The sequence below is a fragment of the Geodermatophilus aquaeductus genome (assembly GCF_900182545.1).
Classification (GTDB): domain Bacteria; phylum Actinomycetota; class Actinomycetes; order Mycobacteriales; family Geodermatophilaceae; genus Geodermatophilus; species Geodermatophilus aquaeductus.
Map to the genome: position 1 here is coordinate 362,335 of NZ_FXTJ01000005.1, position 25,241 is coordinate 387,575.

Consider the following 25,241-nt stretch of genomic DNA (forward strand, 5'->3'; position numbering starts at 1 on the left):
AGTGACGCTGGGTCCCCCGCCGCTGCGGGTGTGGGTCTGGACGGCGGCCGCGCTCGCGCTGGCCGTCGTCGGCACCCTGCTGTGGCGGGGGTCGAGCGTCGCGGCCACCGACAGCACCACCGCGGCCGCGCCGGACGCCGCCACGGGCGTCCCTGACGACGACCTGACGCGGGCCTGGTCGCTCGACGTCGACGTCCCGCTGCCGCCCGGCGTCGTCGAGGGCGGGCGGGTGGTCGTGCCCACCCCCGACGGCGTGACGGCGCTCGACCCCGCCACCGGCGAGGAGGCGTGGCACTACCGGCGCGACGACGCCGCGCTGTGCGGCCTGAGCGCCAGCAACGGCCTGGTGGTCGCCGTCTTCCGCGCCGGCGACCGCTGCGACGAGGCGCTGGCGCTCACCGCGGCCACCGGCGTGCGCGCCTGGACCCGCAACCTCAGCCTGCGCGGGGATGCCACGATCACCGGCACCGACCAGGTGGTCCTCGCCAGCAGCGACACCGGGATCGTCGTCCTCGACCCCGTGGGGGACAACGTCCGCTGGCGCTCGGCCGCCGAGCCGGGGTGCACGCTCCTCGACACCGCCGTCGGCAGCGCCGGGGTCGCCGTCCTGCAGCGCTGCGACGGCACCGGCGCCGTCCAGCTGCGGCTGTTCGACTCCTTCTCCGGCCAGGCCCGCTGGACCCGCGACCTCACCGTCCCCGACGGCACCGGCGTGCGGCTGGCCGGCGTCGACCGGCTCGTCGGCGTCGTCGTCGGCGAGGCCCTGCTCGTCCACCGTCCCGACGACGGCGCGCAGCTGCAGGAGCTCGCGCTCCCGGCCGCCACCGACGGCGGCGCGGAGGGCGACCCCGTGCTGCAGGCCGGCGTCGGCGACGTCGCCCTGGTGTGGGCGCGCGGCACCGTCTCGGCGCTCGACAGCACCACCGGGGCGCAGCTGTGGCAGGTGCCCGCCCTCGGTCTGCCCACCGCGGCGGCCGTGGGCAAGGGCCCGGGCGGACCGGCCGGCGTGTGGGTCCCCGAGTCCGACGGTCTCGTCCTGCGCGACCCGGCCACCGGCCAGGAGACCGCCCGGGCGGCGGTCGGGGACGCATCCGGGCCCGGCGGGCGGGCCGCCGTCGTCGGGTCCGTCCTGGTCTACGCCCTCCCCGACCGGGTGGCCGGGTACTCCTGATCGCCGGGCCGCGGCGGCGCGGTCCCGGACGGCGGGGTTCACTGGGGACCATGGTCCTGCCCGGCACCTCCGACAGCCCCGACCTCGCCATCGCCCCCGACGACCTGCGTCAGCTGGCCGACCACGACGCCTCGCCGCGGACCCTGCCGGGCCGGGCCGGGCCGCTGGCCGCGCTGGACACCGGCGGCGACGGGCCCAGCGGCACGGTGCTGATGGTCGCCGGCTACACGGGCAGCAAGGAGGACTTCGCCCCGCTGCTCGCGCCGCTGGCCGCGGACGGCTACCGGGTGGTCGCGATCGACCAGCGCGGGCAGTACGAGTCCCCCGGCCCCGACGACCCGGCCGCCTACTCCGTCGCCGAACTCGCCGCCGACGTCGTCGACGTCGCGCACGTGCTGCGCGGGGAGACCGGCACCCCGCACCTGCTCGGGCACAGCTTCGGCGGGCTGGTCAGCCGGGCCGCCGTCCTGGCCGACCCCGACGCCTTCCGGTCGCTGACCCTGCTGGGGTCGGGTCCGGCCCGGCTCGTCGGCCCGCGCGCCGACCTGCTCGACCACCTCGGCCCGCTGCTCGAGCAGGGCGGCGTCGAGCTGGTGCACGCCACGCTCGAGCAGCTGGCCATGACCGACGAGCGCGCCCAGGTGGTGCCCGAGGCCACCCGCGCCTTCTACGCCCGCCGGTTCCTCGCCAACACCGCGGCCGGGCTGCGCGGCATGGCCGACGCGATGACCTCCGAACCCGACCGCGTCGGCGAGCTGGCCGCCACCGGGGTCCCGGTGCTGGTCGCCCACGGCGCCGCCGACGACGCCTGGACGCCGGCCGCCCAGACGGAGATGGCCCGCCGCCTGGGCGCCCGCCACGAGGTCATCGCCGGCGCCATCCACTCCCCCGCCGTCGAGAACCCGCCCCGCACGCTCGAGGTGCTCACGACGTTCTGGTCGTCACTGTCGGACGACGCCCGGTGACCGGTGTCCGGCCCTCGGCCCGCGACTGGTCGGCCGAGGAGGACCTGCGGGGCTTCTTCGGTCCCGACAGCGTCACCTGGAAGGTGCACGCCGACCCGGTCTACAGCGTCGGCGGGCTGCGCGCGCTGCTGCTGCAGGCACTGCACCCGGTCGCGATGGACGGCGTCGCCCGCAACTCGACGTTCCGCGAGTCACCGTGGCAGCGGCTGGTGCGCACCGCCGAGTACGTGGACGTGCTGACCTTCGGTACCCGGCGGGAGGCCGTGCGCGCCGTCCGGCGGGTCCGCGGGCTGCACCGGCGGCTGGGCGGCACCGAGGGAACCACCGGGCGCAGCTACCGCGTCGACGACCCCGACCTGCTGCTCTGGGTGCACAACTGCGAGGTCGACTCGCTGCTCGACGTCGCCCGGCGGGTCGGCGTGGTCACCGACGCCGAGGCCGACCGCTACGTGGCCGAGCAGGTGACCGCCGCCGAGCTGATCGGCGTCGACGGCGCCGACGTCCCGGCCTCGGTGGCCGAGCTGGCGGACTACTTCGAGCGGATCCGCCCGCAGCTGGCGCTCACCCCGGCCGGGCGCGAGGCCTGGCGCTTCCTCGTCGTCCCGCCGATGCCGCGCTGGGTGCAGTTCCTGACCCCGGCCCGGCCGGCGTGGGGCTCGCTGGCCTCCCTGGGCGTGGCCACGCTGCCGCCGTGGGCGCGGAGGCTCGCCTCTCTGCCCGGCCTGACGCTGACCGACGCGGCGGCGACGGCGGCGCTGCGGGCCTTCCGCACCGGGATGCTGACGCTGCCCGAGCGGGCGCGGCACTCGCCCGTCCGGCGCGCCGGGTTCGAGCGGACCGCGTCCGCGGTGGCGGTCGGCGCCTGAGCGGGTCCCCCGGGGGACCTCCTCAGGCCGGGGGTGCCGCCGCCAGGAGGTGGTCGACGACGGTGGTCACGTACGGGACCTTCAGCAACGCGTTGTGGTCGCAGTCGACCGCCACCACGTCGTGCTCCCCCGTGAGCAGCCGGTCCCAGCGACCGGGGTCGTCGGGGTTCTCGTTGGACAACACGGCGAGTGCGCGCCCCGGCCACGGCGTCGGACGGTGGAAGCGGGCCACCCGGGCGCCGAGCTGGTGGAAGACGTCCTTGCGCTCCTCGGCCGAGTAGGCCACCAGGCCCGCCCCGAGGATGCGCAGCCTGGTGCGCCACAGCTGCCGCCGGTCCTGCGGCGGGAACTGCGGACCCATGGGAGCCATCCCCGGTCCGGCGGTCTCCCCCGGCAGGTAGGTGTCGAGCAGCGTGAGCAGCTCGACCCGCCGGCCGCGTGCGGACAACAGGTGGGCCAGTGCCATGACCACCAGGCCGCCCATCGAGTGGCCGACGAGCTGCACCGGTCCCTCGGGCGCGATCCGCTCGACCACCCGCAGGTGACGGCGTGCGGCGCGGCCCACCGTCCAGTCGGGGATCCCGCGCTCGTCGAATCCGTGCGCCTGCAGCGCGTACACCGGCTGGTCGGGCCCGAGGGCCGCGGCGAAGGCCTCGAAGTAGGCCGCCTCGCCGCCCGCTCCGGCCAGGCAGAACATCGGTGCGCGCGTCCCGGTGGTCCGCAGCCGCACCAGGTTGGGGACCCGGTCGGTGCTGCCCCCGCGCCGCGCGAGGACGACCCGCCCGGTGAAGTCGGCCAGCGTCGGGTGCTCGGCGAGGTCGCCGGCGACCAGGGCGACACCGAGCTCGGACTGCAGCCGAGCCAGCATCTCCTCGACGGCCAACGAGTCCCCGCCGAGGGCGGTGAAGCTCTCGTCCCGCCCGACGACGTCCAGGCGCAACACCGCGCCCCAGATCTGGGCCACCTGCCGCTCCGCCGCGTCCGTCGGAGGCACCGGTTCCGGCCGCGGCGGGGGCTCGGGCAGCCCGCGGACGTCGACCTTGCCGCGCTCGCTGCGCGGCAGCGCCGGCAGCAGGACCACGTCGCGCGGGACCATGTAGTCGGGCAGCACGCGGGCGACCGCGCTGCGCAGCGCCGCCGGGGACGGCGTCCGCCGCGCCGGGTCGGGCACCACCCAGGCGATCAGCCGGACCTGCCCCTCCCCCTCGGCGCGGCCTCGGACGACGGCGTCGGCGACCTCGGGCAACGAGCGGAGCACCGCTTCGACCTCTGCGGGCTCGACGAGGTAGCCGCGCACCTTCACGGCGTCATCGGCGCGCCCGACCAGGTGCAGCACGCCGTCGGCACCGAGGCGAGCCCGGTCGCCGGTGCGGAAGCGCGTCCGGCCGTCGGACAGCCGGGTGAACACGGCCGCGGTCGTCTCGGGGTCCTCCCAGTAGCCGGCGGACATGTACTCCGACACCACGTGCAGGACGCCCACCTCGCCCTCCGGGACCGGCTCTCCGCCGGGATCCAGGACGACGAGCTCGCGCAGGGGCACCACCCGCCCCGCCGGGACCACGCCGTCGGGCAGCGGGTCGGCCGAGCCGATCCGGTGGATGGTGAGATCACAGCTCTCCGAGGAGCCCAGCCAGTTGGCGAAGACCGCGTCCTCCCGGAGCCGGGGACGGAATTCGGCGACGTCGGCGCCGTAGACCTTCTCGCCGGCCGTGGTGACGATGCGCACCGAGTCGAGGACGGCGCCCTCGGGCAGGGCCTCGCCGATGGACCGCAGCAGCGACGGGGTGCAGTGCAGGGTGGTGACACGGCTGGTGGTCAGCCAGTCGACGAGGTCGCGCAGGCCGTGGATCCGGGGGTCGCGGGTGACCACCGTGGCGCCGTTGAGCAGCGCCGCGAAGACCAGGATCTGGCCGGCCGCGAACGACGCCGGCAGCACGAGCGAGACGCGGTCCCCCGGCACCAGTTCCAGGGCCTCACGGCAGCTGTGACCGATGCCGAGCACGGTGCGCTGCGTGTAGACCACGCCCTTGGGCACGCCGGTGGTGCCCGAGGTGAAGATGATGGACGCCGGCGCGTCCAGGCCGGCAGCGGGCGGGTCTGCGGTGTCGCCCCTTCCCGCGCCGGGCAGCAGGCCGCGCACCGACTTGACCCCGGGCAACCGTGCGGCGAGCGCGGAGCGGGCGTCGTCGGCCAGGACGACCTCGACGCCGGCCCGCTCGGCGATGACCGCGATGCGCTCCTCGGGCAGCGCGACGTCGAGGAAGACCGCGGGCCGGCCGGAGACGAGGACGGCGGCGAAGGCCGCGATGCTGTCGGTGGTCTGCTCGGACAGGACGGCGACGGGACGCGGTGGCCCGTCGGGATCGGGGTCGGGCAGTTCGGCGACGAGGGCGCGGATGCGGCCACCGAGCTCGCGGTAGCTGAGCGACCCCTCGGCCGACTCGATGGCGGGGCTGTCGCCGGAGGCAGCGATGACCTCCTCGAGGCGCTGGCGCACGTCGGTCCAGTGCCCGGGCATCACGAGAGGGGTCAGCGCGCCCACGACATCGGCGCTCGTGGTCGACATGGGCCGACTGTGGAACGTCGACCTCACGCGGCGCAACGGTTCCTGGGAGAAGGCTGGGCGTTCACCCCATCGATGCACCCGCTCGTGACTCGCGGCGATCCTCTGGGGACCCTCCGTCCCCCGGTCACTCTGCAGGCGCGTCCTCGGCGGGCAGGAAGCTCCACGTCTCGCGGGCCGGGGTCGCCGCCTGTCCGGCCGGGCAGCTGGGCCGGAAGTCGCACCAGCCGCACTGCCGGCCGGTGACGGGAGGGAACGCCTCGTCCGGCGGCACGCCGTCCTCGACCGCCCGGGTGGCGACGGCGATGTCCTCGGCGATGTCCTCGGCGCGGCGCACGTGGTTGGCCAGCGACCGCTCGGTGTGCTCGAAGGAGGCCACCGTGCCGCTGGGCAGGTGGTGCAGCTCGACGCGGCTGCACGGGCGGCGCAGCGTGCGCCGCACACCGAGCACGTAGGCGGCCAGCGCGGCCGACCCGCGCGCCTCGTCGTCGGTGCTGGGCACCCGGCCGGTCTTGTAGTCGACGACGACCAACTCCTCGCCGCGCTGGTCGATGCGGTCCACCCGGCCGGTCAGCGCGAGCCGCTCGGTGGTGCACGAGACCTGCCGCTCCAGCCCGACCGGCTCCTCGTCGGGATCCAGCGACTCGACGTAGCCGGTGATCCAGCCGGCCGCCGTGGCGCGCCACCGGGCGGCCTGCTCGTCGTCGCGGAACCCGTTGGCCGTCCAGACGCCGTAGAGCAGCTGCCGGGCCGCCTGGGCCGTTCGCCGCGCCCTCGGCAGGTCCCACCAGGAGCGCAGCGCGGCGTGCACCGCCGAGCCGACCGAGTTGTGCGCCCACGGCGGCCCCTTGGGCGGCGTCGGGCGGTCGACGTAGGCGTGGCGGTAGCGGCGCGGGCAGTCGGCGAAGGTGGCCAGCTTGCTCGGCGTCGCGGGGAAGAGCCGGCGCGGCATGCCGGGCATCTCCAGCTGCGCGCCGTCGGACTGCCTCATCGGACCACGCTAACCGGCAGGACCGCCTCAGCCGGCCAGGGGCACGCTGCCGGTGGATGCAGCCACCAGCGCCTCGTACTGCGCGGGGTCGGTGGCGCACGCGCCGATCGGCGTCGCCTTGTTGGCGCCGTGGTAGTCGCTGGACCCGGTGACCAGCAGGCCGAGGTCGGCGGCCAGACCGCGCAGGTGCGCGCGCTCGGCCGGGCTGTGGTCGGGGTGGTCGACCTCCAGGCCGACGAGCCCGGCGCCGGCCATCGCCGCGATCGCGTCGTCGTCGACGACCCGGCCGCGCCGGGTGGCCAGGCCGTGCGCGAAGACCGGCACGCCGCCGGCGGCGCGCACCATGCGGATGCCCTCGAGGACGTCGGTGTCGGCCTTGGTGACGTGGAAGGGGCTGCCCTGGGACAGCAGGGTGGCGAAGGCGTGCTCCACCGACTCGACGACGCCGGCCTCGACGAGGACGCGGGCCACGTGCGGGCGGCCCACCACCGCGCCGCCGCTGGCGTCGAGGACCCGCTGCCACTCGACCGGGTAGCCGGCCGCGGCGAGCCCGGCGACGATCCGCTGCCCGCGGGTCAGCCGCTCCTCCCGCAGCCGCCGGCGTTCCTCGGCGAGCTCCGGGGAGTCGGGGTCGAACAGGTAGGCGAGCAGGTGGACGCTCACCGGCCGCCCCTCGGCGGGGAACCAGCGGGCCGACAGCTCCATGCCCGGGACGACGGTCAGCCCCTCCGGCCGGGCCGCGGCGGCGGCCGCCCAGCCGTCGGTGGTGTCGTGGTCGGTGAGGGCGACGACGTCGAGACCGGCGGCGTGCGCGGCGGCCACGACGGCGGCCGGGCTGTCGGTGCCGTCGGAGACCGACGAGTGGGTGTGCAGGTCGATGCGCATCGGCGCCCAGCCTCCCCCAGCGGGCGGTGCCGCGCCTCAGGCCCCGCCGGGTCCCTCCGGCAGGCGCGGGATCGGCTGCGTGTCACGCCGCTGCCCCGTGGGCTCGGGCTGCGCCTCCGGGTTGCCCTCGTCGTCGCCGCCCGCGGCCCCGCCCCAGTCGCTGCCGAACAGCAGCTCGCTCACCTCGCGGTAGAGCAGGTCCGCGCGCGGCAGGAAGGTGATCTGGGACAGCGCCTGCTGCTGCCCGGCCGACTCGAAGCGGAACGTGCCGTAGCCGAGGACCTGCCCCAGCACGGTCTCCTTCCAGGTCAGGTCGGTGATCCGGCGCAGCGGCAGCAGGGTGACCGTGCGCGCCACGATGCCCGAGGTCAGCAGCACGCGGCGCCGGGTGACGATGAAGTGCCGCATCCACCACTCGCCGGCCCGGAGCGCGAACCAGCCGAGCGCCCCGACGACGACGAGCAGGCCGAGGCTGGAGCTGAACCGGTTGTCCGGGTCGAGGGTGAGCACCCACAGGCCCACGAGGAGGACGAGCAGCGCCTTGGCGCCGGGCCACAGGAGCACCGCCCAGTGCCGACGGGTGGCCACCACCGCCTGCTCGCCGGGGAGCAGGTACTTGGCGGCGTCCTTGGCCCACCGCGGCGGGCGGCCGCCGGCCGGGCCGCTCACGCCGGCCTAGACGAGCGAGCCGACGAAGGCCGCGATGGACGACGCGGCGTCACCGAGCGCCTGACCGGCGCTCTTCACCATCTCCGCGGACGCCTCGGGCTTCTGGATGACGTAGAAGAGGACGAAGGCGACGGCCAGCCAGACGAGGATCTTCTTCACGTTCACAGCCACCTCCGGGAGTTCCGCTCGGACCGGCGGGCACGACACCCGCGCGGGTCGGCCCGGAGGCCGGTCCCATGGGTAACACAGGCCCCAGCACCGCCCGGCCGGACACGCCGGGGCGGAACCGGACCGTTCACTCCCCCGGCAGGAAGTGCTCGCTCGGCGGGCCGAGCGGGAGGTCGGGGTAGAGGCGGTCGCGCAGGTCGAGCAGGCGCAGCTCCTCGGCGAGCAGCCAGCCCGCCGACATCGGCCACATGACCAGCCACAGCCACACGCCGTAGGCCTCGCCGACGAAGGCCGCCCGGTCGTCGGAGGTGGGCACCGCCCACAGGGGTGCGCGCTGACCGGCCGCCTCGACCGCCGCCGAGGAGGGCCCGGTGATGACGTCGCCGGGGTCGAGCCCGGGCAGTCCCGCGTAACCGCAGCCCACCCCCATCCCGGGCTCCTCGGCCACGAGCACCAGCTCGGCCGACCCGCCCAGCGGCGCCGGGCCGGCGCAGCCGACCACGATCGCCCGCGCCCCCGGCTCCCCGCCCCAGGCCAGGCCGGTGACCGACCAGCCCGAGGGCACGGGGTCGGGCACCCACGCGGGCACCCGGGCGTCGGCGGTGACCGCGGCGATCGCGTCGTGCGCGATGAGCGTCGTGTGGTGCAGCGGGGTGACCGCGCCGTGCACGTGGCACCAGGCCACCGCCGAGTCCCCCGGGCGCACGGCCAGTGGCTCGCCGCAGCGGGGACAGACCGGGGAGGCGCTCATCGGATGACACCGTCCTGTCACACGGGGCCGACGTCAAGCGCAGTCGGACGGTGCCGGGCCGCGTCACCGTACCCTGCGGCCGTGGCGCCCGACTCCCCCGGCGGACCCCTGCCGGTGCAGGCCTGCGTGGGCGCGGTGGTGCTCGACGCGCGGGGGCGCCTGCTGCTCGTCCGGCGCCGCAACGCCCCCGGCCGCGGGCTGTGGTCGGTGCCGGGCGGGCGGGTGGAGCCGGGCGAGACGCTGACCGCGGCGGTGGCGCGCGAGGTCCGGGAGGAGACCGGGCTGGAGGTCCGGGTCGGCGCGGAGGTCGGGCGGGTGACCATCCCCGGCGACGGCGTCGTCTACGACGTCGCGGACTTCGCCTGCACGCTGGCCGAGTCGTCCGCGGTGCCCGTGGCGGGCGACGACGCCGACGCCGTCACCTTCGCCGACGCCGCCGATCTCGACCGGCTGTCGTGCACGCCGGGGCTGGTGGCAACGCTGCGCGGCTGGGGCGCGCTGCCGGCCTGACCCCGCGCCGGCAGCGCGCCCGTCGTCGTCAGGAGCGCGGCCTCGGCTCCGGGCGGCCGGGCTGCTCGCCGCCGCGGGCCTCGCCGTAGGAGCGCTTGGGCACCATGACCTTGCGCCGGAAGACGCAGACGACGGTGCCGTCCTGCTTGTAGCCGATCGTCTCGACGTACACGACGCCGCGGTCGTCCTTCGACCTCGACTCCGTCTTGTCCAGCACGGTGGTCTCGCCGTAGATGGTGTCGCCGTGGAAGGTCGGCGCCACATGGCGCAGCGACTCGATCTCCAGGTTGGCGATGGCCTTGCCCGACACGTCGGGCACGCTCATCCCGAGCAGCAGCGAGTAGACGTAGTTGCCGACGACGACGTTCTTCCCGAAGTCCGTGGTCTCCGCCGCGTAGTGCGTGTCCAGGTGCAGCGGGTGGTGGTTCATCGTGATGAGGCAGAACAGGTGGTCGTCGTACTCGGTGACGGTCTTCCCGGGCCAGTGCTTGTAGACCGCCCCGACCTCGAACTCCTCGTAGTACCGACCGAACTGCACGGTTGATCTCCCGACGTCGTCGTGGGGTGGACGGGCGCGGCGCCGTGCGCAGGCGGGGCCGTCCCGGGCCGGGCAGGCCAGTTGCCCACCACGCGGCGTCGGTGACCCATCTGGACGGCCGCCGATCCTACGATGCCCGCGTGGTCCAGCCGTCCCGCGTCGGCGAGCCCGCCGAGGCGGACGTCGTCACGCTCTCCCCCGGCGGGCGCCGCGCCCGCCTCGCCGCCACCGCGGTCGTCCTCGCACTCGTCCTCGCCGGGACGCTGTGGGGCACCGACGCCTCGTTCCCCTTCGGGCCGTTCAAGATGTACTCGACCCGCGCCGACGCCAACGCGCCGGTCGTCTCCACCCGGGTGGTCGGCCTGACCGACGCCGGTGAGGAGGTGCGGCTGTCCGGCGGCGAGGTCGGCCTGCGCCGCGCCGAGTTCGAGGGGCAGCTCCCCCGCCTGGTCGACGACCCCACGCTGCTCGTGACGCTGGCCGAGACCTACGCGCGGCGCCACCCCGAGGCGACTGCCCTCGTCGAGGTCCAGGTGGTGCAGCGGCACTTCGAGCTGGCCGACGGCCTGCCGACCGGCGACTGGTTCGACCGCGTGCTCGTCGACCAGGACCTGGAGGCCGGCTCGTGAGCGCCTCCGCTGGCAGCGCCTCCCTCGTCTCCGCCGTCCGCGGCCTGCGCGGCTTCTGGACGCGTCCGGTCCCGCTGGCGCGGATCGCGGTGTTCCGCACCATCGCCTACCTGTTCGTGCCGGTCGACGTCTTCCTCACCACCGCGTGGGTGCGTGCCCACGCCGAGGTCCCCACCGTCTGGTACCAGCCGCTCGAGATCGCCCGGGTGCTGCACCTGCCCACCCCGACGTCCACCGTCGTCCACGTCGTGCAGTGGGCACTGGTGGCCGCTGCCCTGGCCGCGGCCACCGGCCGCGCGCCCCGACTGCTCGGGAGCGCGGTCTTCGTGCTGTACCTCGAGTGGATGGTCATCGCGATGAGCTACGGCAAGGTCGACCACGACCGCATCGCCTACCTCGTCGCGCTCGCGGTGCTGCCCACCATCGGCCGGGTGCGGTGGCGCGACCCCCGCCGGTCCGAGGCGGCCGGCTGGGCGATGGCGGCGGTGATGGTCACCGTGATGCTCACCTACTTCCTGGCCGCCTGGGCCAAGATGCGCTTCGGCGGCTGGGACTGGGCGACCGGCTCGACCATCACCCGGGCGGTCGTCCGGCGCGGGACGTGGCTCTCGGAGTGGACGCTCGACGTGCCCGGCCTGCTCGTGGCCTCCCAGTGGGCGATGCTCGTGCTCGAGTTCGCCGCCCCGCTGATGCTGCTCGTCCGGTCCGACCGGGCCCGCGTGGCGCTCGTGGTCTTCCTGCTCGGCTTCCACCTCATGGTGTTCGGCGGCCTGCGGATCATCTTCCTGCCGCACTGCGTGGCGATCCTGTCGATCCTGCCGTGGGAGCGGGCGCCCGAGGCGCTCGCCGCCGTCCGCCGGCGGCTGCAGCCGGGGCGGGCCGCCGCGCTGGCCGCGGCACCGCCCGGCTGACGCCACGGACCGACGGCGGCTCAGACCAGCGCACCGATGCGCGCGGCCATCTCGGCCTCGTGCTGCTGGTAGGAGGCCGCGACGGCCGTCAGCAGGGCCCCCATCCCGGTCAGCGCGTCGCTCACGCCCTGCGCCGAGATCCGCCACTGCTCGTAGAGCGCGGTGAACTGCACGGCGGCCTGGCTGTCGGTCCAGCCGTCGAGCACCGAGCCCGTGACGGTGCTCGACAGCGTCGCGTGCCGGGAGGCGGTGTCGGCCGCCTCGGCCTGGCATCGTCCGGCCATCGACTGCAGCGTGGCGATGTCGACCTTCATGGCTCCTCCTGTCCGACCCGGGCACCTCCCGGGTTGCTGCGGACGCTAGGCCGCAGCCGCTCCCGGAGCCCCGCGCCGTCCACAGCACCGCCGCCCGTCCACAACCGGGCGCAGCGGCCCGCGGGCCGGGACCGCGGACGGGAGCGTCGCGCCCGTGTCCGCTCCCCTCCCCGCCGGCGCCGGGATCCGCTGCTGGACCGTCGTCGGTGCCGAGGGCGCCGTCGACGTCGAGGTCCGGGCCGCCGACGACGCCCGGCTCGACGCCGTCGTGACCGGGCTGGCCGCCGTCCTGGGCACCCCGCCGGGCGGGCTGTGGTCCGGCACCACCCGGCTGCCCGGCGACCTGCCGCTGCACGACGACCGGCTGCTGCACGGCGCGGTCCTCGGCCTGGGCCGGCCGGTCCCCCGCTCCGGCGAGCAGGCCGCCAGCCCCCTGGAGCTGCACGTCGTGGGCGGCCCGGCCGCGGGGACCACCGTGCCGCTGGCCACCGGCCGGCACGTCCTCGGCCGCGGGACCGACGCCACGCTGTCCCTCTCCGACCCCGGCGTCTCGCGCCGGCACGTCGCGCTCGAGGTCGGTGCCGGCGGGATCACCGTGTCCGATCTCGGCTCGACCAACGGCAGCCGGCTCGACGACGCCGACCTCGGCCGCACCCCGCAGGACTGGCGCCCCGGCGCCGTGCTCCGGCTGGGCGCGAGCTCGGTGACCGTCACCGGCCCGCGGGACGGCCGGGCCGGGTCGCGGCCCGCGCCCGGGGGTCGCCGGCTGGTGCGGCCCGGCGCCCCTCCCCCTGTGCACCGCCCGGAGGTGGAGGTCGTGCTCCCCGACCCGCCCGCGCCGCCGCCTCGCCGCCGGCTGGGCTGGGTGGCCGTCGTGCTGCCCGCCGTCGCCGGGGTGGCGCTCGCCGTGCTGCTGGCCACGCCGACCTTCCTGTTCTTCGCCCTGCTGGGCCCGCTGGTGGCGGTCGGGTCGTGGGCGTCGGACCGGTGGAGCGGATCGCGCACCGGGCGGCGGGCGGCCGCTGCCCACGCGCAGGAGCTCCGGGTGGTCCACGCTCGACTGGCCGACGCCGTGCGGTCCGACGTGCGGGCGGCCCGGGCGGAGGCCCCCGACCTCGCGGCCGTGACCGCCGCGGCGCGCCGGGGCACCACGCTGCTGTGGTCGCGCCGCGGCGGGGACCCGGCGGTGGCGACCGTCCGCCTGGGCACCGGCGCGGGGACGACCCGGGTGGTCCGCGTCGAGGAGGGCCGGAGGGCGCCGGAGCCCGCGGCCGACCTGCCGGTGACCGTGGACCTGCGCCGCACCGGAGGGCTGGGCGTGACCGGTCCGCGCGAGCCGGTGCTCGGCGTCGCGCGCGCCCTGCTCGCGCAGCTGGCCGGACTGGCCGCCCCCGGCGAGGTGGACCTCGCCGTGCTCACCACCGCCGAGCGCCGCGCGGACTGGGCCTGGGCGCGCTGGCTGCCGCACCTGCCGGCCGGTGCCGTCTCCGTCCGGCCGCCGCAGGGACCGGCCGCGGCCGCGGTGGACGCGGCGCTGGCGGCCTGGTTGACGGGGCTGGCCGAGCGGCGGGCGGCGTCCGATCCGGCCGCGGGGGTGCTCGTCCTCGTCGTCGACCGGCCGGTCGACGGGACGCTCGGCGAGCTCCTGCGCGCCTGCCGCGCCCGGGGCGTGGTGCTGCTGGCGCTCACCCGCCGCCGCGAGGACCTCGGCGGCTGCGTCCGCGCGGTCCTCGACGTCGGCGGCGAGACCGGGGACACCGGGCTGCTCGCCCTCGGCGACGGCGCGGCGCCGGACGAGGTCGTCGTCGACCGCCTGCCGCCGGCCGTCGCCGCCCGGCTGGCCCGCGACCTGGCCCCGCTGGCACCGGCCCGGCAGGTCGCGGGGCTGCCGGCCACGGTCCGCCTGCTCGACCTCCTCGGGGAGGGAGCGGCGGACGTCCCGCAGGCGTGGTCGGGCACGAGGTCGTCGCTGCGCGCGCCACTGGGCGTGACCGCGGACGGCGTCGCCGAGGTCGACCTGGTGCGCGACGGCCCGCACGCGCTGGTGGCCGGCACGACCGGGTCGGGGAAGTCGGAGCTGCTGCAGACGCTGGTGGCCGGGCTCGCGCTGGCGCACCCGCCGGACCGATGCTCCTTCCTGCTGGTCGACTACAAGGGCGGAGCCGCCTTCGCCGAGGCCGTGGCGCTGCCGCACACCGTCGGGCTGGTGACCGACCTGGACGGCGCGGCCACCGCGCGGGCGCTGCGGTCGCTGACCGCGGAGCTGTCCCGCCGGGAGGCGCTACTGGCGGGGGCCGGCGTCCCGGACGTGGCGGCGCTGCCGGCCGAGGTCGCGCTCGCGCGGCTGGTGATCGTCGTCGACGAGTTCGCCGGCCTCGCCGAGGAGCTGCCGGAGTTCGTCAGCGGGCTGGTCGGCATCGCCCAGCGCGGCCGCTCCCTCGGCGTGCACCTCGTCCTCGCCACGCAGCGGCCGGGCGGCGTGGTGTCCCCCGAGATCCGGGCCAACTGCTCGCTGCGGCTGTGCCTGCGCACCACTGACGAGGCCGACTCGCGCGACGTGCTCGGCAGCGCGGTCGCCGCGACCGTGCCGGCGGACCGTCCGGGACGCGGGTACCTCCGCATCGGCGGCGGTGCGCCGGTGTCCTTCCAGGCGGCGCGCGTGGCCCTCGGCCCGGACGGAGCAGCGCCCGGCCCGACGGTGGCCCGCTGGTCGTGGCCGGGGACGTCGGCCCCGGCCGGCGCGAGGGCCACTGCGGGTCCGACCGATCTCGCCCGGGTCACCGCGGCCACCACCGCCCGCGCGGACGCGGCAGGCGTCCCCCGTCCGCACCGCCCGTGGCAGCCGCCCCTGCCCGACCGGCTCCCCGCCCCGAGCCTGGCCACCGGGGAGGACCGGCCACCGACCCGGCTGCTGCTCGGGCTGGTCGACCGCCCCGATCGGCAGGCGCGCGAGCCGCTGGTGCTCGACCTCTCCCGCGGGGGTGGCTGGCTGGCCGTCGGCGGGCCCCGCAGCGGCCGCACCACCCTGCTGCGCACGGTGCTGGCCGAGGCCGTCGAGCAGCTGCCCGCGGAGCGGCTGCACGTGCACGTCCTCGACCACGGCGGTGGCGCCCTGGCCGCGGAGGCCGGCGGGCTGGCGCACACCGGCACGGTCGTCGGTGCGGCCGACGCGCTGCGCACCGTCCGTCTGCTGTCCCGGCTGGCCGAGCAGGTGGGCGCGCGACGGGCCGGGCCGCACGCGGAGGGCGCGGCGGTCCTCCTGCTCGTCGACGGCGTGGACGCCCTGCTCGCCCAGCTCGACGAGGCGGTGCCCGGCTCCGGGTCCGCCGACCTCCTGCGGCTGGTCCGCGACGGCGGCGCGGCCGGCCTGACCTGCGTCATGACCGCCGACCGGGCCGTCCCCGGAGGGCGGCTGGCCGCGGCGGCGGGGACCCGCCTGGTCCTCCCCCTGCCCGACCGCGCCGACTACGCCGTCGCCGGGGTCCCGGTCCGCGCGGTCCCCGGCTCCCGCCCGCCGGGCCGGGCGCTGCTGGGCGAGGAGGCGCGTGAGTGCCAGCTCGCCCTGCCCCGGCCGCTGCGGCACACCGCACCCGCCGCCGCGCCGGGGGCCGGGCCACTGACCATCCCCGAGCTGCCCGCGGATCCGGTCCTCCCCCCGCTCCCGACCGGGACCGGGATCGCCGATCTGTTGCGTGCGGTGCCGCTCGGTCCCGGCGGCGACGAGGCCGGCGTGCTCACCGTGGACCTGGCCCGCGCCGGGGGGCTGCTCGTCGTCGGCCCGCCGCGCAGCGGCCGCACCACCACGCTGGAGACCCTCGGGGCGACGCTCGCCGCCGCGGGCATCCCGGTGCTGCGCGTGGTCCGCTCGAGCCGCTCCACCGGCGGCGACCTCCCGGCGCTGCCCGCCGACGACGTCGCCGGCTGGCGGGTGTGGTGCGCGGACCTGGCTGAGCGTCCCGGAGCGGTCCTGCTCGACGACGCGAGCTTCCTCGCCGACTCACCCGTCGGCACCGCCCTGGCGGCCGGGGACCGCGGCGACGGCGAGGTGCTCGTCCTCGCCGCAGGGACGGCGGGTGAGCTGGGCACGGCCTTCCGCGGCCCGGTCGCCGAGCTGCGCCGCAGCCGCAGCGGAGTGCTGCTGTCACCCGGTCCCGGGGACGCCGACCTGCTCGGCATCCGGCTGCCCCGCACACCGGTGCCGGTTCGGCCGGGCTCGGGCTGGCTGGTCACCGCGGGAGCACCGCAGCGGGTGCAGGTCGCCCGGCGGGCGGCGCCGTGAGCGCCGGGTCAGAGCAGGTCGAGCGCCGGGCCGATCTCCTGCGTCGCGTACCAGGCCAGCTCGTGGCCCTCGGCCTGGTCGACGAGGAACTGCGCCTCCTCGCTGCCGAGGTCGGCCTCGAGCACCACCGCCACGGCGGCCCGCACGTCGTCCTCGGCCTCGGCGCCGTCGACGTGGGCGCTGGCGACGTCGGCGAGCGGGACGTCGGCGGTCACCCGCACCGCCCCGGGGTCGGTGTCGGTGTCGTCGACCGGGCTCACCGCCGCGTCCGGCACATCGGCGGCGAGCACGACCCGGCGGCGGGCGGCGGTGGGGTCGACGTCGACGAGCCGCAGGCTGGCGCGGGCGGCCGCGAGCAGCGCCGCGTACTCGAGCTCCTCGACGTCGGCCGCCGCGTCGCTGACCGCGTAGTGCTCGCGCAGCTGCGGGGTGACGGCGAAGCCGGTGTGCGGCCCGTGCAGCCGGCCCTCGTCCACCAGCGTCCGCAGGACGCTCGTCGTCGCCGGCAGGTAGATCCGCACCCGGCCGCTCCTCTCCCGTCGCGAAGGGCGACCGTATCCCGCGCGTGCGGCCCCGGGGCCGCCGCCGGGTCAGCGCACGGACTCGGCGAGCGCCTCGACCTCCTGCTCGACGAGGTCGGCCAGGACGTCCACGTCGCCGACGCCGTCCCGGTCGGCGTTGAGCCCGACGTACACGTGGCCGTCGTAGCTGGTCATCCCGACCGCCAGCCCCTGGCCGCCGACCAGCGGCACGACGGGGAACACCTTGAGCATCCGGCTCCCCGCGGCGTACAGCGGCGCCTGCGGGCCCGGGACGTTGGTGACGACGAGGGTGAACATCCGCCGCGACAGGCCCCGGGCCGCGCGGGCGCCGAGCGCGTGCAGCGTCGGCGGGGCGAACCCGGTCAGCGCGATCAGCGTGTCCGCGCGCACCGAACGGCCGGATCGGGTCACCCCGCGCATGGCGTAGCTGAGCCGAGCCAGCCGCACCCACGGGTTGGGCTCCCCCACGGGCAGGTCGACCAGGTAGGCGGCGACGCTGCTGCCCGGCGCCTCCTGCTCCTCCCCCTGCACCGACACCGGCACCAGCGCCCGGACCGCGGTCGAGCCGAGGACCGGCTCGCCGCGGGAGAGCAGCCAGTCGCGCAGGGCGCCGGTGAGCACGGTGAGCAGGACGTCGGTGACCGTGCCGCCGTGGGCCTTGCGGATGGCCTTGAGGTCCTCGAGGTCGGCCCGGGCGACGGCGACCCGCCGCTGGTCGCCGACGCTGCGGGTGAGCGGGCCGTGCGGTGCGGGGACGACCGCCGACCGCGCCGCGCGGACCAGCCCCTCGGCCACCCCGAGGACGCGGGACGCGGTGGAGCGCAGGTCCCCGACCGCCGAGCGGGCCGTCTCCAGCACCGCCGTCGGCCGCTGCACGTACTCGCCCAGCGCCTCGGCGACCAGCTCGACGCGGCCCGGGACGCGGCCCGGAGCCCACCGGTCGGCCGGCGGCACCGGCGCCTCCGGGGAGGCGTCGAGCAGGACCTGCGCGATGTCGACGGTGCCCAGGCCGTCGACCAGCGCCGGGTGGGTCTTGGTGACCACCGCGACGCGGCCGCCGGACAGCCCCTCGACCAGGTAGACCTCCCACAGCGGCCGGCTGCGGTCGAGGGGACGCGAGGTCACCCGGGACACCAGGTCGAGCAGCTGCGCCTCCGTGCCCGGCCGCGGGACCGCCGAGCGCCGGACGTGGTAGTTGACGTCGAAGTCGGGGTCGTCGGCCCACACCGGGTTGGCCAGGTGCCCGGGCACCGGCACGACCCGCTGCCGGTAGCGCGGCACCAGCGGCAGCCGGGCCTCCACCAGCTCGGCGAGGGCGTCGAGTCCGCCCTCGACCGGCTCGAGGACCAGCACGCCGGACACGTGCGTCGGCGCCCCGGCCTCCTCGAGGTAGAGGAACGACGCGTCCAGGGTGCTCAGCCGCTCGGCCATCGTCCTCCTCCGGATCGGTGGCCCACCGTACGTCGCGCGGCGGAACGGGTGCACTCGCGCGGGGAGGGGCCGCCCGCCCCCGGTGCGGGCCTCATCCCGCCCTGCGGCGCGCTCGGCCCCGGCGGCCGGCGGCCGGCTCGGGCACCCGCGCGAGCTCCGCGGCCAGCGACCGGAGGGCCGTGCGCAGCGGGGAGCCGGGCGCCACCTCCGCCAGCGTCCGCCCGGAGGCGAGCGCGGCGTCGGTGGCGCGGCGGTCGGCCGGCAGGAAGCTGCGGACCTGGCGTCCGGCGAACCGCTCGAGCGCGCTTGCGATCTCCTCCCGCGGATCACCGGGCACCGGCCCACGGCGGACCTGGTTGACCACGACCGCCGGCTCGACCTCCGGCAGCAGGTCGCGCATCTGGCCGAGGGCGCGGATGGTGCGCTGCAGCGCGACGGGGTCGGCGCCGCTGACGCACAGGACGTCGTCGGCCTGCTCGAGGACGGTCACGGTGGCGCCGTTGCGCCGGGGCGCGGCCGTGTCGAAGGACAGCTCCTCGTCCTCCTCGAGGTTGAAGGCGCAGTCGACGACGACGAGGTCGGCGGTCCGGCGGGCCTCGGTGAGCACCGCGGCGACCGCGCTGGGCCGCAGCTCCGGCCAGCGGTCGGCGCGCGCCAGCCCGGTGAGCACGGCCAGGTGCGGGCGGACCGACCAGGCCAGCCGGGTCAGCGCGGCCTCGTCGAGGGTCCCGGCCGCCGCCTGCCGCGCCGCGCCCGCCAGCCCCGGCGACTCGTCGAGCAGCCCCAGCACCTGCGCGACGACGCCCCCGTACACGTCGGCGTCGACGAGCAGCGTGGGCACGCCGAGACGGGCGGCCTCGTCGGCCAGGCCGACGGCGACCGTCGTCCGCCCGGGAGCGCCGGTCGGGCCCCACACCGCCACGACCCGCCCGCGCGGAGGTCGGCGTTCCCCGGGTGGCAGGACCGGCGTGGACGACGGGGCGGGCAGCGCCGCCCGGGGGTCGGCGACGTCGTGCCCGCTCGCCGGGACGCCGTCGACGGCGTCGCGCAGCGCACGGACCACGTCCTCGGCCGAGGCGTCGGCCGGCAGGACGGTGGGCACGCCGATCGCGCGCAGCCGGTCGCCGGCGCGCTCGTCGGCCGGGTCGGCCAGCCCGACGACCGCCACGCCCGCGGCGGTGAGCCGGGCGACGGCGTCGCCGTCGAGCCGGTGCAGGTCCGCCGACAGCAACGCGGCCTGGGCGGTGCCGGTGGCCGCGGTGGCCAGCAAGTCCGAGGCGTCGACGCACCGCCGCACGACCGTGACGCCGTGGTCGGCGCGGTCGAGCGCGCCGACCAGCGCCGCCTCCCACGCCGCGCCGGTGACCGCGGTGACGACCTGCAGCGCCATCAGGCAGCGGGGACGGCGGGCACGCCCGCCGCCGGGTCGACGGGCGCGGCCGCGGGCGGAGCCGCCGGGTCGACGGCGACCGGCGGGACAGCGGGGTCGAGGGCCACGGGCGGCACCGGCTCGACGGGCGGAGGGGACGGTGCGGTGCTCGGCACCGGCGGCGCGGAGGGCGCCGAGGACGGCGACGAGGACGGCGACGAGGACGGCGACGGGGAGGCGGTGGAGCGGGTCGGGGACGCGGACGCGGCTCCGGACCGCGGTGCCGGCGTCGACGCGGCGCTGTCGACCGACCCGTGCACGACCACCACGAGTGGCCGGCCGCCGATCGCGGCCAGCACGCCCGGCGCGTCGGCCGCGGGCACCGCGACCACCACCTGCACGGTCGTGGTCGCCGTCGACAGCACGCCCTCGGCGCGGCCGCTGACCGCCTGCACCGGTGCCGCCCCGACCACGAGCACGACGCCCTCGCCGGTCGCGGTGCCCGCCGGGTCGGTGACGCCGTAGACGTCGACGACCGATCCGCGGGCCAAGCCCGGAGGCACGTACCCGGCCTGCACGGGCAACGCCACCTGCACCAGGTCCGCGGGCTCCTCGAGGACGGTGCGCGGCAGCAGCTCGCCGGCCCGCACCGCCCGGGCCAGCGTGCGGCCCGCGGGGTCGGTGCCGGTGGAGAGGTAGGCGCCCGCGGCATCGCCGAGCCGCACGTCGACGGCGGCGAGGTCCTCGGGGCCGAGCACCGTGCCGGCGGCGAGGTCGGCGGTCACCGACCACACCGGAACCGTCGCGTCGGCGCCGGCGAGCACCCGCGCGCCCAGCAGGACCGAGCCCAGGACGAGGAGGACGCCGAGCACCAGGCGCAGGTCCAGCCACCGCGGTGGGCGCACCCGTCGCGGGACCGGGCCGGCCGGCGTCTCCCCGGTCGGAGCCGCCGTCGCCGTGCGCGTCCCAGCGCTCACCGCAACGCTCACCGCAGTGCTCCCCCTCCGCCGGCCGGGGCGCGCCCCGGCGGCCCGCCGATGCGGCGGGCGTCCTGTCCGAACCGCGCGGCGCGGCGCGGTCGGACGCAGATGATGCGGTACGGGTGCGGATGCGTGCACCGGTTGTCCACACGTTCGGGTGTGGACGGGAGGCGTGCGGGTGAGTGCGTCCTGACACACTGGCGGGGACCGGACGGAGAGCCCATGCCCACGCCACGCTTCCTGACCCTCGACGACGTCGCCGAGATCCTCAACGTCTCGTGGTCGCAGGCCTACGCCCTGGTGCGGCGGCGGGAGCTGATCGCCATCCAGATCGGCGGCCGCGGTCAATGGCGGGTCGAGGTCGACGAGCTCGAGCGCTTCATCCAGCAGAAGTACGCCGAGGCCCGCGCTGGCACGGCACCCCTCCCCGAGGAGCCGGCGGAGGTCCCTCCCGGACCCGACACCCGCGACGACGCGCCCGTCGAGACCGCTCCCGCCGGCACCGCTCCCCGCGGACGGCGACGCAGCCGCTGACCTCAGGCGGCGCCGGGCACCAGCGTCCGCACCACGGCGACCGCCGACAGCACCACCGCCCGCACGCCCCGCACCGAGCCCGCCCGGCGGAAGTCGTCGGCCGCGTGCTCGGCGAGCTCGACGAAGTCGGCGCCGACACGGTCGACCGTCCCGGTCAGCACCCCGCCGTCGTCCAGGACGAGGGCCACCGCACTCCGGTCGCGCGCCAGTCCGCGTAGCGCGCGGCGCAGGTCCAGAGCCGCCCGCACCGCCGAGGCCGGCTCCGCCGGCGCGGTCGCCCGCACCAGCCCGGTCACCGCGACGACGGCCGGTAGCGCCACCAGCACCTCCCGGCCCTGGCCGTCGTCGAGCAGCACCCAGTCCGGGCCGACGTCGGTCAGGACGCCGGCCACCTCCCCCGCGCCGCGGCAACGCAGCGAGACCCGTCCGCCGACCGCGCCGCCGAGCCGGTCGGCCAGCCGAAGGATGCCGACCTCCGCCCGGGACCGGGACGGGAGCTGCGCGCGCTCCTCGCCCGCCGCGGACTCCTCGAACTCCGCCTCTAGGTCGGCGAACAGCTGCTGCCAGCGCATGCCGCGAGCCTAGATCCACAAGGACGCTTGCGTTTGGTTGCGTTTGCTTGCTTCAGTACGGCGACGTCAACGAGAGGAGGGCACGTGTCGGCACGTCGACTCGTCGTCACGACGGCGGTCATGGCCGCCCTGGCCGGCGTCCTGCGTGCGCTGACCCCGGATCTCGCGGCGCTCCTGCGCACCGGCGGGGACCTGCAGTCCCTGGTCGACACCGCCGGGCCCGAGGCGCTGCTGCTCGCCGGGGTCGCCGCCGTCGCCTGGGCGGTCTGGGCCTGGGGTGCCCTCGGCCTGGCGCTCACCGCGCTGTCGGCGCTGCCCGGCCTCGCCGGCGACGCGGCGCGCCTGGTGCTGCGCTGCGTCGTCCCCGCGTCCGGGCGGCGGGCCGCCGCGCTGGCCCTCGGGCTCGGCCTCGCCGCGGCACCGGCCCTCACCGGCTGCACGACCGCGGCTGCGCCGCCGGCCGTCGTCGTGACCGTCGCGGCGGAGACGCCCGCGCCGGCGGTGGCACGGCTCCCGGACTGGGCCGCACCGGCGGACCCGGCACCCGCGCTGCCCGACTGGCCGGCTCCCGCGCCCGGCGACCACGTCGTCCTGCGCGGTGAGTGCCTGTGGACGATCGCCGCCGCCGACCTGCGCGCCCGCACCGGCGCCGAGCCCGCCGACGCCGAGGTCGCCACCGCCGTCGGGCGCTGGTGGTCGGCCAACGCGGCCGTCATCGGCCCCGATCCCGACCTGCTGCTGCCGGGCCAGGTCCTGCGCCCGCCGATCTGACACCCCGCCCTGACACCTGCCCTGACCTCCGCCACCCCACCGTCCGGCCGCTCCCCCGGCCCGCGTCGTCCCCGCCACCGACCCGACCCCGGGAGCTCCCGTGACCGCGTCCCCCCAGCCCGCCGAACCCACGCCGGCCGTCCCCCTGCGGACGCTGCGACTGAGCATCGTCCCGGCGCTGCACCCGCCCCTGACCGGACCGGCGGTCGCGCTGGTCGACCCGGCGACCCCGCCGCCGCGGCCGCCGCACCGCCCCGGGCCGCGGCCCACCCCCGAGGGGCGGCGCAGCCGGTCGCAGGACCTCTTCGGCCCCGCCTGGTCGGTGCGGGACGACCTGCCCGACCCCCGCACCGCGGGCCGGCTGCTGTTCACCACCGCGCTCGAGGCGCTGGCGGGCCGCCGGCCGCTGACCCAGGTGCAGCGGCTGACCTCCCCCGGCGTCTACGCCGCGCTGGTGTCCGGGCGGCGGCCCGCCTGGTGCGCCAGGAGCACGACGCCGCTGCTGGTCGGGCCGGTGCACGTGTGCGAGCCGGTCGACGGCGTCGCGGAGGTCAGCGCGGTGGCACGCCGCGACGGCCGGGCGCACGCGGTGGCCGCCCGGCTCGAGGGCGTCGACGGGCGGTGGCGCTGCACGGCGCTGTCCATCGGGTGATCGGGTGAGACGGCGGCGCCCGTTGGACGGCGCGGTGCAGGCGACCCGTCTCAGTCCGGAGCCGCGCCCACGGTGCTCGGGCCGGAGAGGGACTGGGCGCCGATCACCGCGAGCATCTGCAGCTTGTCGTGGTCCTCGGTGCCGGGCACGGCCGTGTAGACCATCAGGCGGTGGGCCTGGTCCGGGTCGACGAGCGTCTGGCAGTTGACCTCGATCCGGCCGACCTCGGGATGCCGGTACCGCTTGACGTCGTCCGGGTGGATGCCGACCTCGTGCGCGTCCCACAGGGTGCGGAACTCGGCGCTGCGCTGCAGCAGGAGGTCGGCCAGCTGCGCCGCCCGCGATCCCGGTCCGCGCATCGTGACGATGCTGCGGAGCCCGGCGGCGTACAGCCGCGAGAGGAAGGCGTGGTCCTCCGGCACGTGCCGCTCGCGGGCCGCGGGGTCGGTGAACCACCGGTACCCCCTGCTGCGGGCCGGGCCGGTGAATCGCGTCGTGTCACCGGTGAGGGCGACGGCCAGGGGCGTCTGGCGCAGGGTCTCGCCGAGCTCGGTGACGATCTCGGCGGGGGTGTCGCCGAGGCGGTCGAGGATCCGCAGCAGGCCGGGGCTGACGTGCTCGCTGCCCGCGCCGCGCGGCGGCGGCTGGTGCCCGGCCAGCCGGAACAGGTGGTCGCGCTCGTCCAGGGACAGGTGCAGCCCCTGCGCGATGGAGGCCGTCATCTGCTCCGACGGGTGCGGGCCGCGCTCCCGCTCGAGGCGCGAGTAGTAGTCCGTCGACATGTGGCAGAGGGCGGCGACCTCCTCCCGCCGCAACCCGGTGGTCCGGCGGCGCGGACCCCGCGGCAGGCCGACGTCCTCGGGCTGCAGCGACTCCCGGCGGCGCCGGAGGAAGTCCGCCAGTCCGGCTCGGTCGATGGTCACGGATCTCCCCTGGGTGTGCGGTGCGCCGGACCTGCGAGGGCGGCGGAGCCGTTCCTACCGGGTCGACGTCGGCGGAGCCACGGCCTGCCGGTCCCCCTCTCGCGGGCCGGGACGGGGGGATCGGCAGGCCCTGCCTCGCCGCGGCGCGAGGCAGGACGGTGGGGCCACGGCGCGAGCAGCGCACCCACGAGGACAGGAGTCCCACGATGGCCCGCACGACGATCGACGTCCCCGTCCCCGACCTGTCGGGGAGGCGGGTGGTCCTCACCGGAGGCAGCGACGGCATCGGCCTGGTCCTCGCCCGCCGGCTGGCCGCGGCCGGGGCCGACCTGGTCCTCCCGGTCCGCGACCGCGGCAAGGGCGAGGCGGCGGCCACCGGGATCCGGGCACGCGTCCCCCGGGCGACCGTCACCCTCCACGAGCTCGACCTGGCCTCGCTCGGGTCGGTCGCCGCCTTCGCCGCCGCCCTGCTCACCGAGGGCCGGCCGATCGACGTCCTGGTGAACAACGCCGGCGTCATGACGCCGCCGGAGCGGCGGACGACGGCGGACGGGTACGAGCTGCAGCTCGGGACCAACCACCTCGGCCACGCCGCTCTCGTGGCGCACCTGATGCCGCTGCTGCGCGCCGGCCGGGCGCGCGTGACCTCGCAGGTGAGCGTGGCCGCGAACCGCAACGCGATCAACTGGGACGACCTGCAGTGGGAGCGCTCCTACGACGCGTTCGGCGCCTACAGCCAGTCGAAGATCGCCGTCGGACTGTTCGGCCTCGAGCTCGACCGGCGCAGCAGGGTCCACGGCTGGGGCATCACGAGCACCCTCTCGCACCCCGGCGTGGCCCCGACGAACCTGCTCGCGGCCCGGCCCGAGATCGGCCGGCCCGGGGAGTCGCGCGAGATCCGCCTGATCCGACGGCTGTCGGCGCTGGGCGTCGCGGGGACGCCCGAGACCGCCGCGCTGCCCGCCCTGCTCGCCGCGACGTCGCCGGACGCCGGCGGCCGGTTCTACGGCCCGCGCCGGTTCGGTCACATCAGCGGCCCGCCGGCCGAGCAGCGGCCCTACCGGCGGCTGCGCAGCCCCGAGGACGCCCAGCGCGTCTGGCGGCTGTCGGAGGAGCTGACGGGCGTGCCGTTCCCTGACGACGGCGGGACCGGCGCGGCCGCGGTCGGCCTGGCCGCGGACGGCCCCCGGTCGGCCTGACGTCGTCCCACGGACACCTCGGGCCGCCGTGCACGGGTGTGCACGGCGGCCCGAGGAG

Annotated in this window: 25 protein-coding genes; 11 read left to right on the forward strand and 14 right to left on the reverse strand. The window is 77.3% G+C overall.

Going from position 1 to position 25,241, the window contains the following annotated elements; all coding sequences use genetic code 11:
* Position 1 precedes the first annotated feature (1 nt).
* From FN207_RS15185 to FN207_RS15195, 3 genes are read left to right on the forward strand one after another with little or no spacing between them, the layout of a single operon-like run.
* Positions 2-1,171: an outer membrane protein assembly factor BamB family protein gene (locus FN207_RS15185; protein WP_142459299.1), complete on the forward strand. Its 1,170-nt coding sequence runs from the start codon at positions 2-4 to the stop codon at positions 1,169-1,171.
* 50 nt (positions 1,172-1,221) lie between these two features.
* Positions 1,222-2,136, forward strand: a complete 915-nt coding sequence (locus tag FN207_RS15190; RefSeq protein WP_142459300.1) for an alpha/beta fold hydrolase — start codon at positions 1,222-1,224, stop codon at positions 2,134-2,136.
* Positions 2,133-3,002, forward strand: coding sequence for an oxygenase MpaB family protein (locus FN207_RS15195; protein ID WP_142459301.1), 870 nt, complete (start codon positions 2,133-2,135; stop codon positions 3,000-3,002). The genes FN207_RS15190 and FN207_RS15195 overlap by 4 nt, the downstream gene beginning before the upstream one ends.
* Positions 3,003-3,024: 22 nt before the next feature.
* On the opposite strand, the gene FN207_RS15200 is transcribed toward FN207_RS15195, so the two are convergent.
* The 6 genes from FN207_RS15200 to FN207_RS15220 all read right to left on the reverse strand — a co-directional run bounded on the left by FN207_RS15200 (position 3,025) and on the right by FN207_RS15220 (position 9,029).
* Positions 3,025-5,568 carry an alpha/beta fold hydrolase gene (locus FN207_RS15200; RefSeq protein WP_142459302.1) on the reverse strand — a complete coding sequence of 848 codons (2,544 nt, stop codon included), beginning with the start codon at positions 5,566-5,568 and terminating at the stop codon, positions 3,025-3,027.
* Between the two features lie 124 nt (positions 5,569-5,692).
* A complete protein-coding gene (locus FN207_RS15205) occupies positions 5,693-6,556 on the reverse strand; it encodes a RecB family exonuclease (RefSeq protein WP_246066078.1) in 864 nt (287 codons plus the stop codon).
* Positions 6,557-6,583: 27 nt separating this feature from the next.
* A complete protein-coding gene (locus tag FN207_RS15210) occupies positions 6,584-7,441 on the reverse strand; it encodes a PHP domain-containing protein (RefSeq protein WP_142459303.1) in 858 nt (285 codons plus the stop codon).
* 36 nt (positions 7,442-7,477) lie between these two features.
* Positions 7,478-8,110 (reverse strand): PH domain-containing protein, encoded by a 633-nt coding sequence (locus FN207_RS15215; RefSeq protein WP_142459304.1) that lies wholly within the window; start codon positions 8,108-8,110, stop codon positions 7,478-7,480.
* Between the two features lie 6 nt (positions 8,111-8,116).
* The gene (locus FN207_RS26325; RefSeq protein WP_185938353.1) at positions 8,117-8,275 is read right to left on the reverse strand and encodes a hypothetical protein; all 159 of its coding nucleotides are present in this window, start codon (positions 8,273-8,275) and stop codon (positions 8,117-8,119) included.
* A gap of 130 nt (positions 8,276-8,405) precedes the next feature.
* Positions 8,406-9,029: a DUF6758 family protein gene (locus FN207_RS15220; RefSeq protein WP_142459305.1), complete on the reverse strand. Its 624-nt coding sequence runs from the start codon at positions 9,027-9,029 to the stop codon at positions 8,406-8,408.
* An 81-nt stretch (positions 9,030-9,110) separates the two neighbouring features.
* Here FN207_RS15220 and FN207_RS15225 point away from each other — a divergent pair, with 81 nt between their 5' ends.
* Entirely contained in the window at positions 9,111-9,539 is a 429-nt protein-coding gene (locus FN207_RS15225; protein WP_246066079.1) for an NUDIX domain-containing protein, read from the forward strand.
* A 28-nt stretch (positions 9,540-9,567) separates the two neighbouring features.
* Here the strand turns inward: FN207_RS15225 and FN207_RS15230 are convergent, their stop codons facing one another.
* Positions 9,568-10,077 (reverse strand): MaoC family dehydratase, encoded by a 510-nt coding sequence (locus FN207_RS15230; protein ID WP_142459307.1) that lies wholly within the window; start codon positions 10,075-10,077, stop codon positions 9,568-9,570.
* Between the two features lie 140 nt (positions 10,078-10,217).
* Between FN207_RS15230 and FN207_RS15235 the strand changes: the two genes are divergently transcribed.
* Together FN207_RS15235 and FN207_RS15240 are read left to right on the forward strand one after the other, a co-directional pair.
* Complete coding sequence (locus FN207_RS15235) at positions 10,218-10,706, forward strand: hypothetical protein (protein ID WP_142459308.1); 489 nt, start codon at positions 10,218-10,220, stop codon at positions 10,704-10,706.
* The gene (locus FN207_RS15240; protein WP_142459309.1) at positions 10,703-11,617 is read left to right on the forward strand and encodes an MFS transporter permease; all 915 of its coding nucleotides are present in this window, start codon (positions 10,703-10,705) and stop codon (positions 11,615-11,617) included. Before FN207_RS15235 ends, FN207_RS15240 begins: the two co-directional genes overlap by 4 nt.
* A gap of 20 nt (positions 11,618-11,637) precedes the next feature.
* Here FN207_RS15240 and FN207_RS15245 read toward each other — a convergent pair whose 3' ends face one another.
* A complete protein-coding gene (locus tag FN207_RS15245) occupies positions 11,638-11,931 on the reverse strand; it encodes a WXG100 family type VII secretion target (RefSeq protein WP_142459310.1) in 294 nt (97 codons plus the stop codon).
* A gap of 154 nt (positions 11,932-12,085) precedes the next feature.
* On the opposite strand from FN207_RS15245, the gene FN207_RS15250 reads away from it, so the two are divergent.
* Positions 12,086-16,210 (forward strand): type VII secretion EssC family protein, encoded by a 4,125-nt coding sequence (locus FN207_RS15250; protein WP_142459311.1) that lies wholly within the window; start codon positions 12,086-12,088, stop codon positions 16,208-16,210.
* An 8-nt stretch (positions 16,211-16,218) separates the two neighbouring features.
* Here FN207_RS15250 and FN207_RS15255 read toward each other — a convergent pair whose 3' ends face one another.
* The 4 genes from FN207_RS15255 to FN207_RS15270 all read right to left on the reverse strand — a co-directional run bounded on the left by FN207_RS15255 (position 16,219) and on the right by FN207_RS15270 (position 20,529).
* A complete protein-coding gene (locus tag FN207_RS15255; RefSeq protein ID WP_142459312.1) occupies positions 16,219-16,731 on the reverse strand; it encodes a DUF6912 family protein in 513 nt (170 codons plus the stop codon).
* Between the two features lie 69 nt (positions 16,732-16,800).
* On the reverse strand, positions 16,801-18,183 hold the full coding sequence (locus tag FN207_RS15260) for a WS/DGAT/MGAT family O-acyltransferase (protein WP_142459313.1): 1,383 nt from the start codon (positions 18,181-18,183) through the stop codon (positions 16,801-16,803).
* A gap of 91 nt (positions 18,184-18,274) precedes the next feature.
* Positions 18,275-19,573, reverse strand: a complete 1,299-nt coding sequence (locus FN207_RS15265) for a CpaE/TadZ family protein (protein WP_142459314.1) — start codon at positions 19,571-19,573, stop codon at positions 18,275-18,277.
* Positions 19,573-20,529: an SAF domain-containing protein gene (locus FN207_RS15270; RefSeq protein ID WP_142459315.1), complete on the reverse strand. Its 957-nt coding sequence runs from the start codon at positions 20,527-20,529 to the stop codon at positions 19,573-19,575. The genes FN207_RS15265 and FN207_RS15270 overlap by 1 nt, the downstream gene beginning before the upstream one ends.
* Before the next feature lie 225 nt (positions 20,530-20,754).
* Here FN207_RS15270 and FN207_RS26985 point away from each other — a divergent pair, with 225 nt between their 5' ends.
* Complete coding sequence (locus FN207_RS26985) at positions 20,755-21,066, forward strand: helix-turn-helix domain-containing protein (protein ID WP_246066080.1); 312 nt, start codon at positions 20,755-20,757, stop codon at positions 21,064-21,066.
* Positions 21,067-21,068: 2 nt separating this feature from the next.
* Here FN207_RS26985 and FN207_RS15280 read toward each other — a convergent pair whose 3' ends face one another.
* Positions 21,069-21,638 carry a hypothetical protein gene (locus FN207_RS15280; protein ID WP_142459316.1) on the reverse strand — a complete coding sequence of 190 codons (570 nt, stop codon included), beginning with the start codon at positions 21,636-21,638 and terminating at the stop codon, positions 21,069-21,071.
* An 84-nt stretch (positions 21,639-21,722) separates the two neighbouring features.
* Between FN207_RS15280 and FN207_RS15285 the strand changes: the two genes are divergently transcribed.
* Both FN207_RS15285 and FN207_RS27320 read left to right on the forward strand, forming a co-directional pair.
* Positions 21,723-22,409 (forward strand): LysM peptidoglycan-binding domain-containing protein, encoded by a 687-nt coding sequence (locus FN207_RS15285; protein WP_142459317.1) that lies wholly within the window; start codon positions 21,723-21,725, stop codon positions 22,407-22,409.
* 100 nt (positions 22,410-22,509) lie between these two features.
* A complete protein-coding gene (locus FN207_RS27320) occupies positions 22,510-23,061 on the forward strand; it encodes an Rv3235 family protein (protein ID WP_142459318.1) in 552 nt (183 codons plus the stop codon).
* Between the two features lie 50 nt (positions 23,062-23,111).
* Here FN207_RS27320 and FN207_RS15295 read toward each other — a convergent pair whose 3' ends face one another.
* Entirely contained in the window at positions 23,112-23,984 is an 873-nt protein-coding gene (locus FN207_RS15295; RefSeq protein ID WP_142459319.1) for a helix-turn-helix transcriptional regulator, read from the reverse strand.
* 206 nt (positions 23,985-24,190) lie between these two features.
* Here FN207_RS15295 and FN207_RS15300 point away from each other — a divergent pair, with 206 nt between their 5' ends.
* On the forward strand, positions 24,191-25,183 hold the full coding sequence (locus FN207_RS15300; RefSeq protein ID WP_142459320.1) for an SDR family oxidoreductase: 993 nt from the start codon (positions 24,191-24,193) through the stop codon (positions 25,181-25,183).
* Positions 25,184-25,241: the final 58 nt, after the last annotated feature.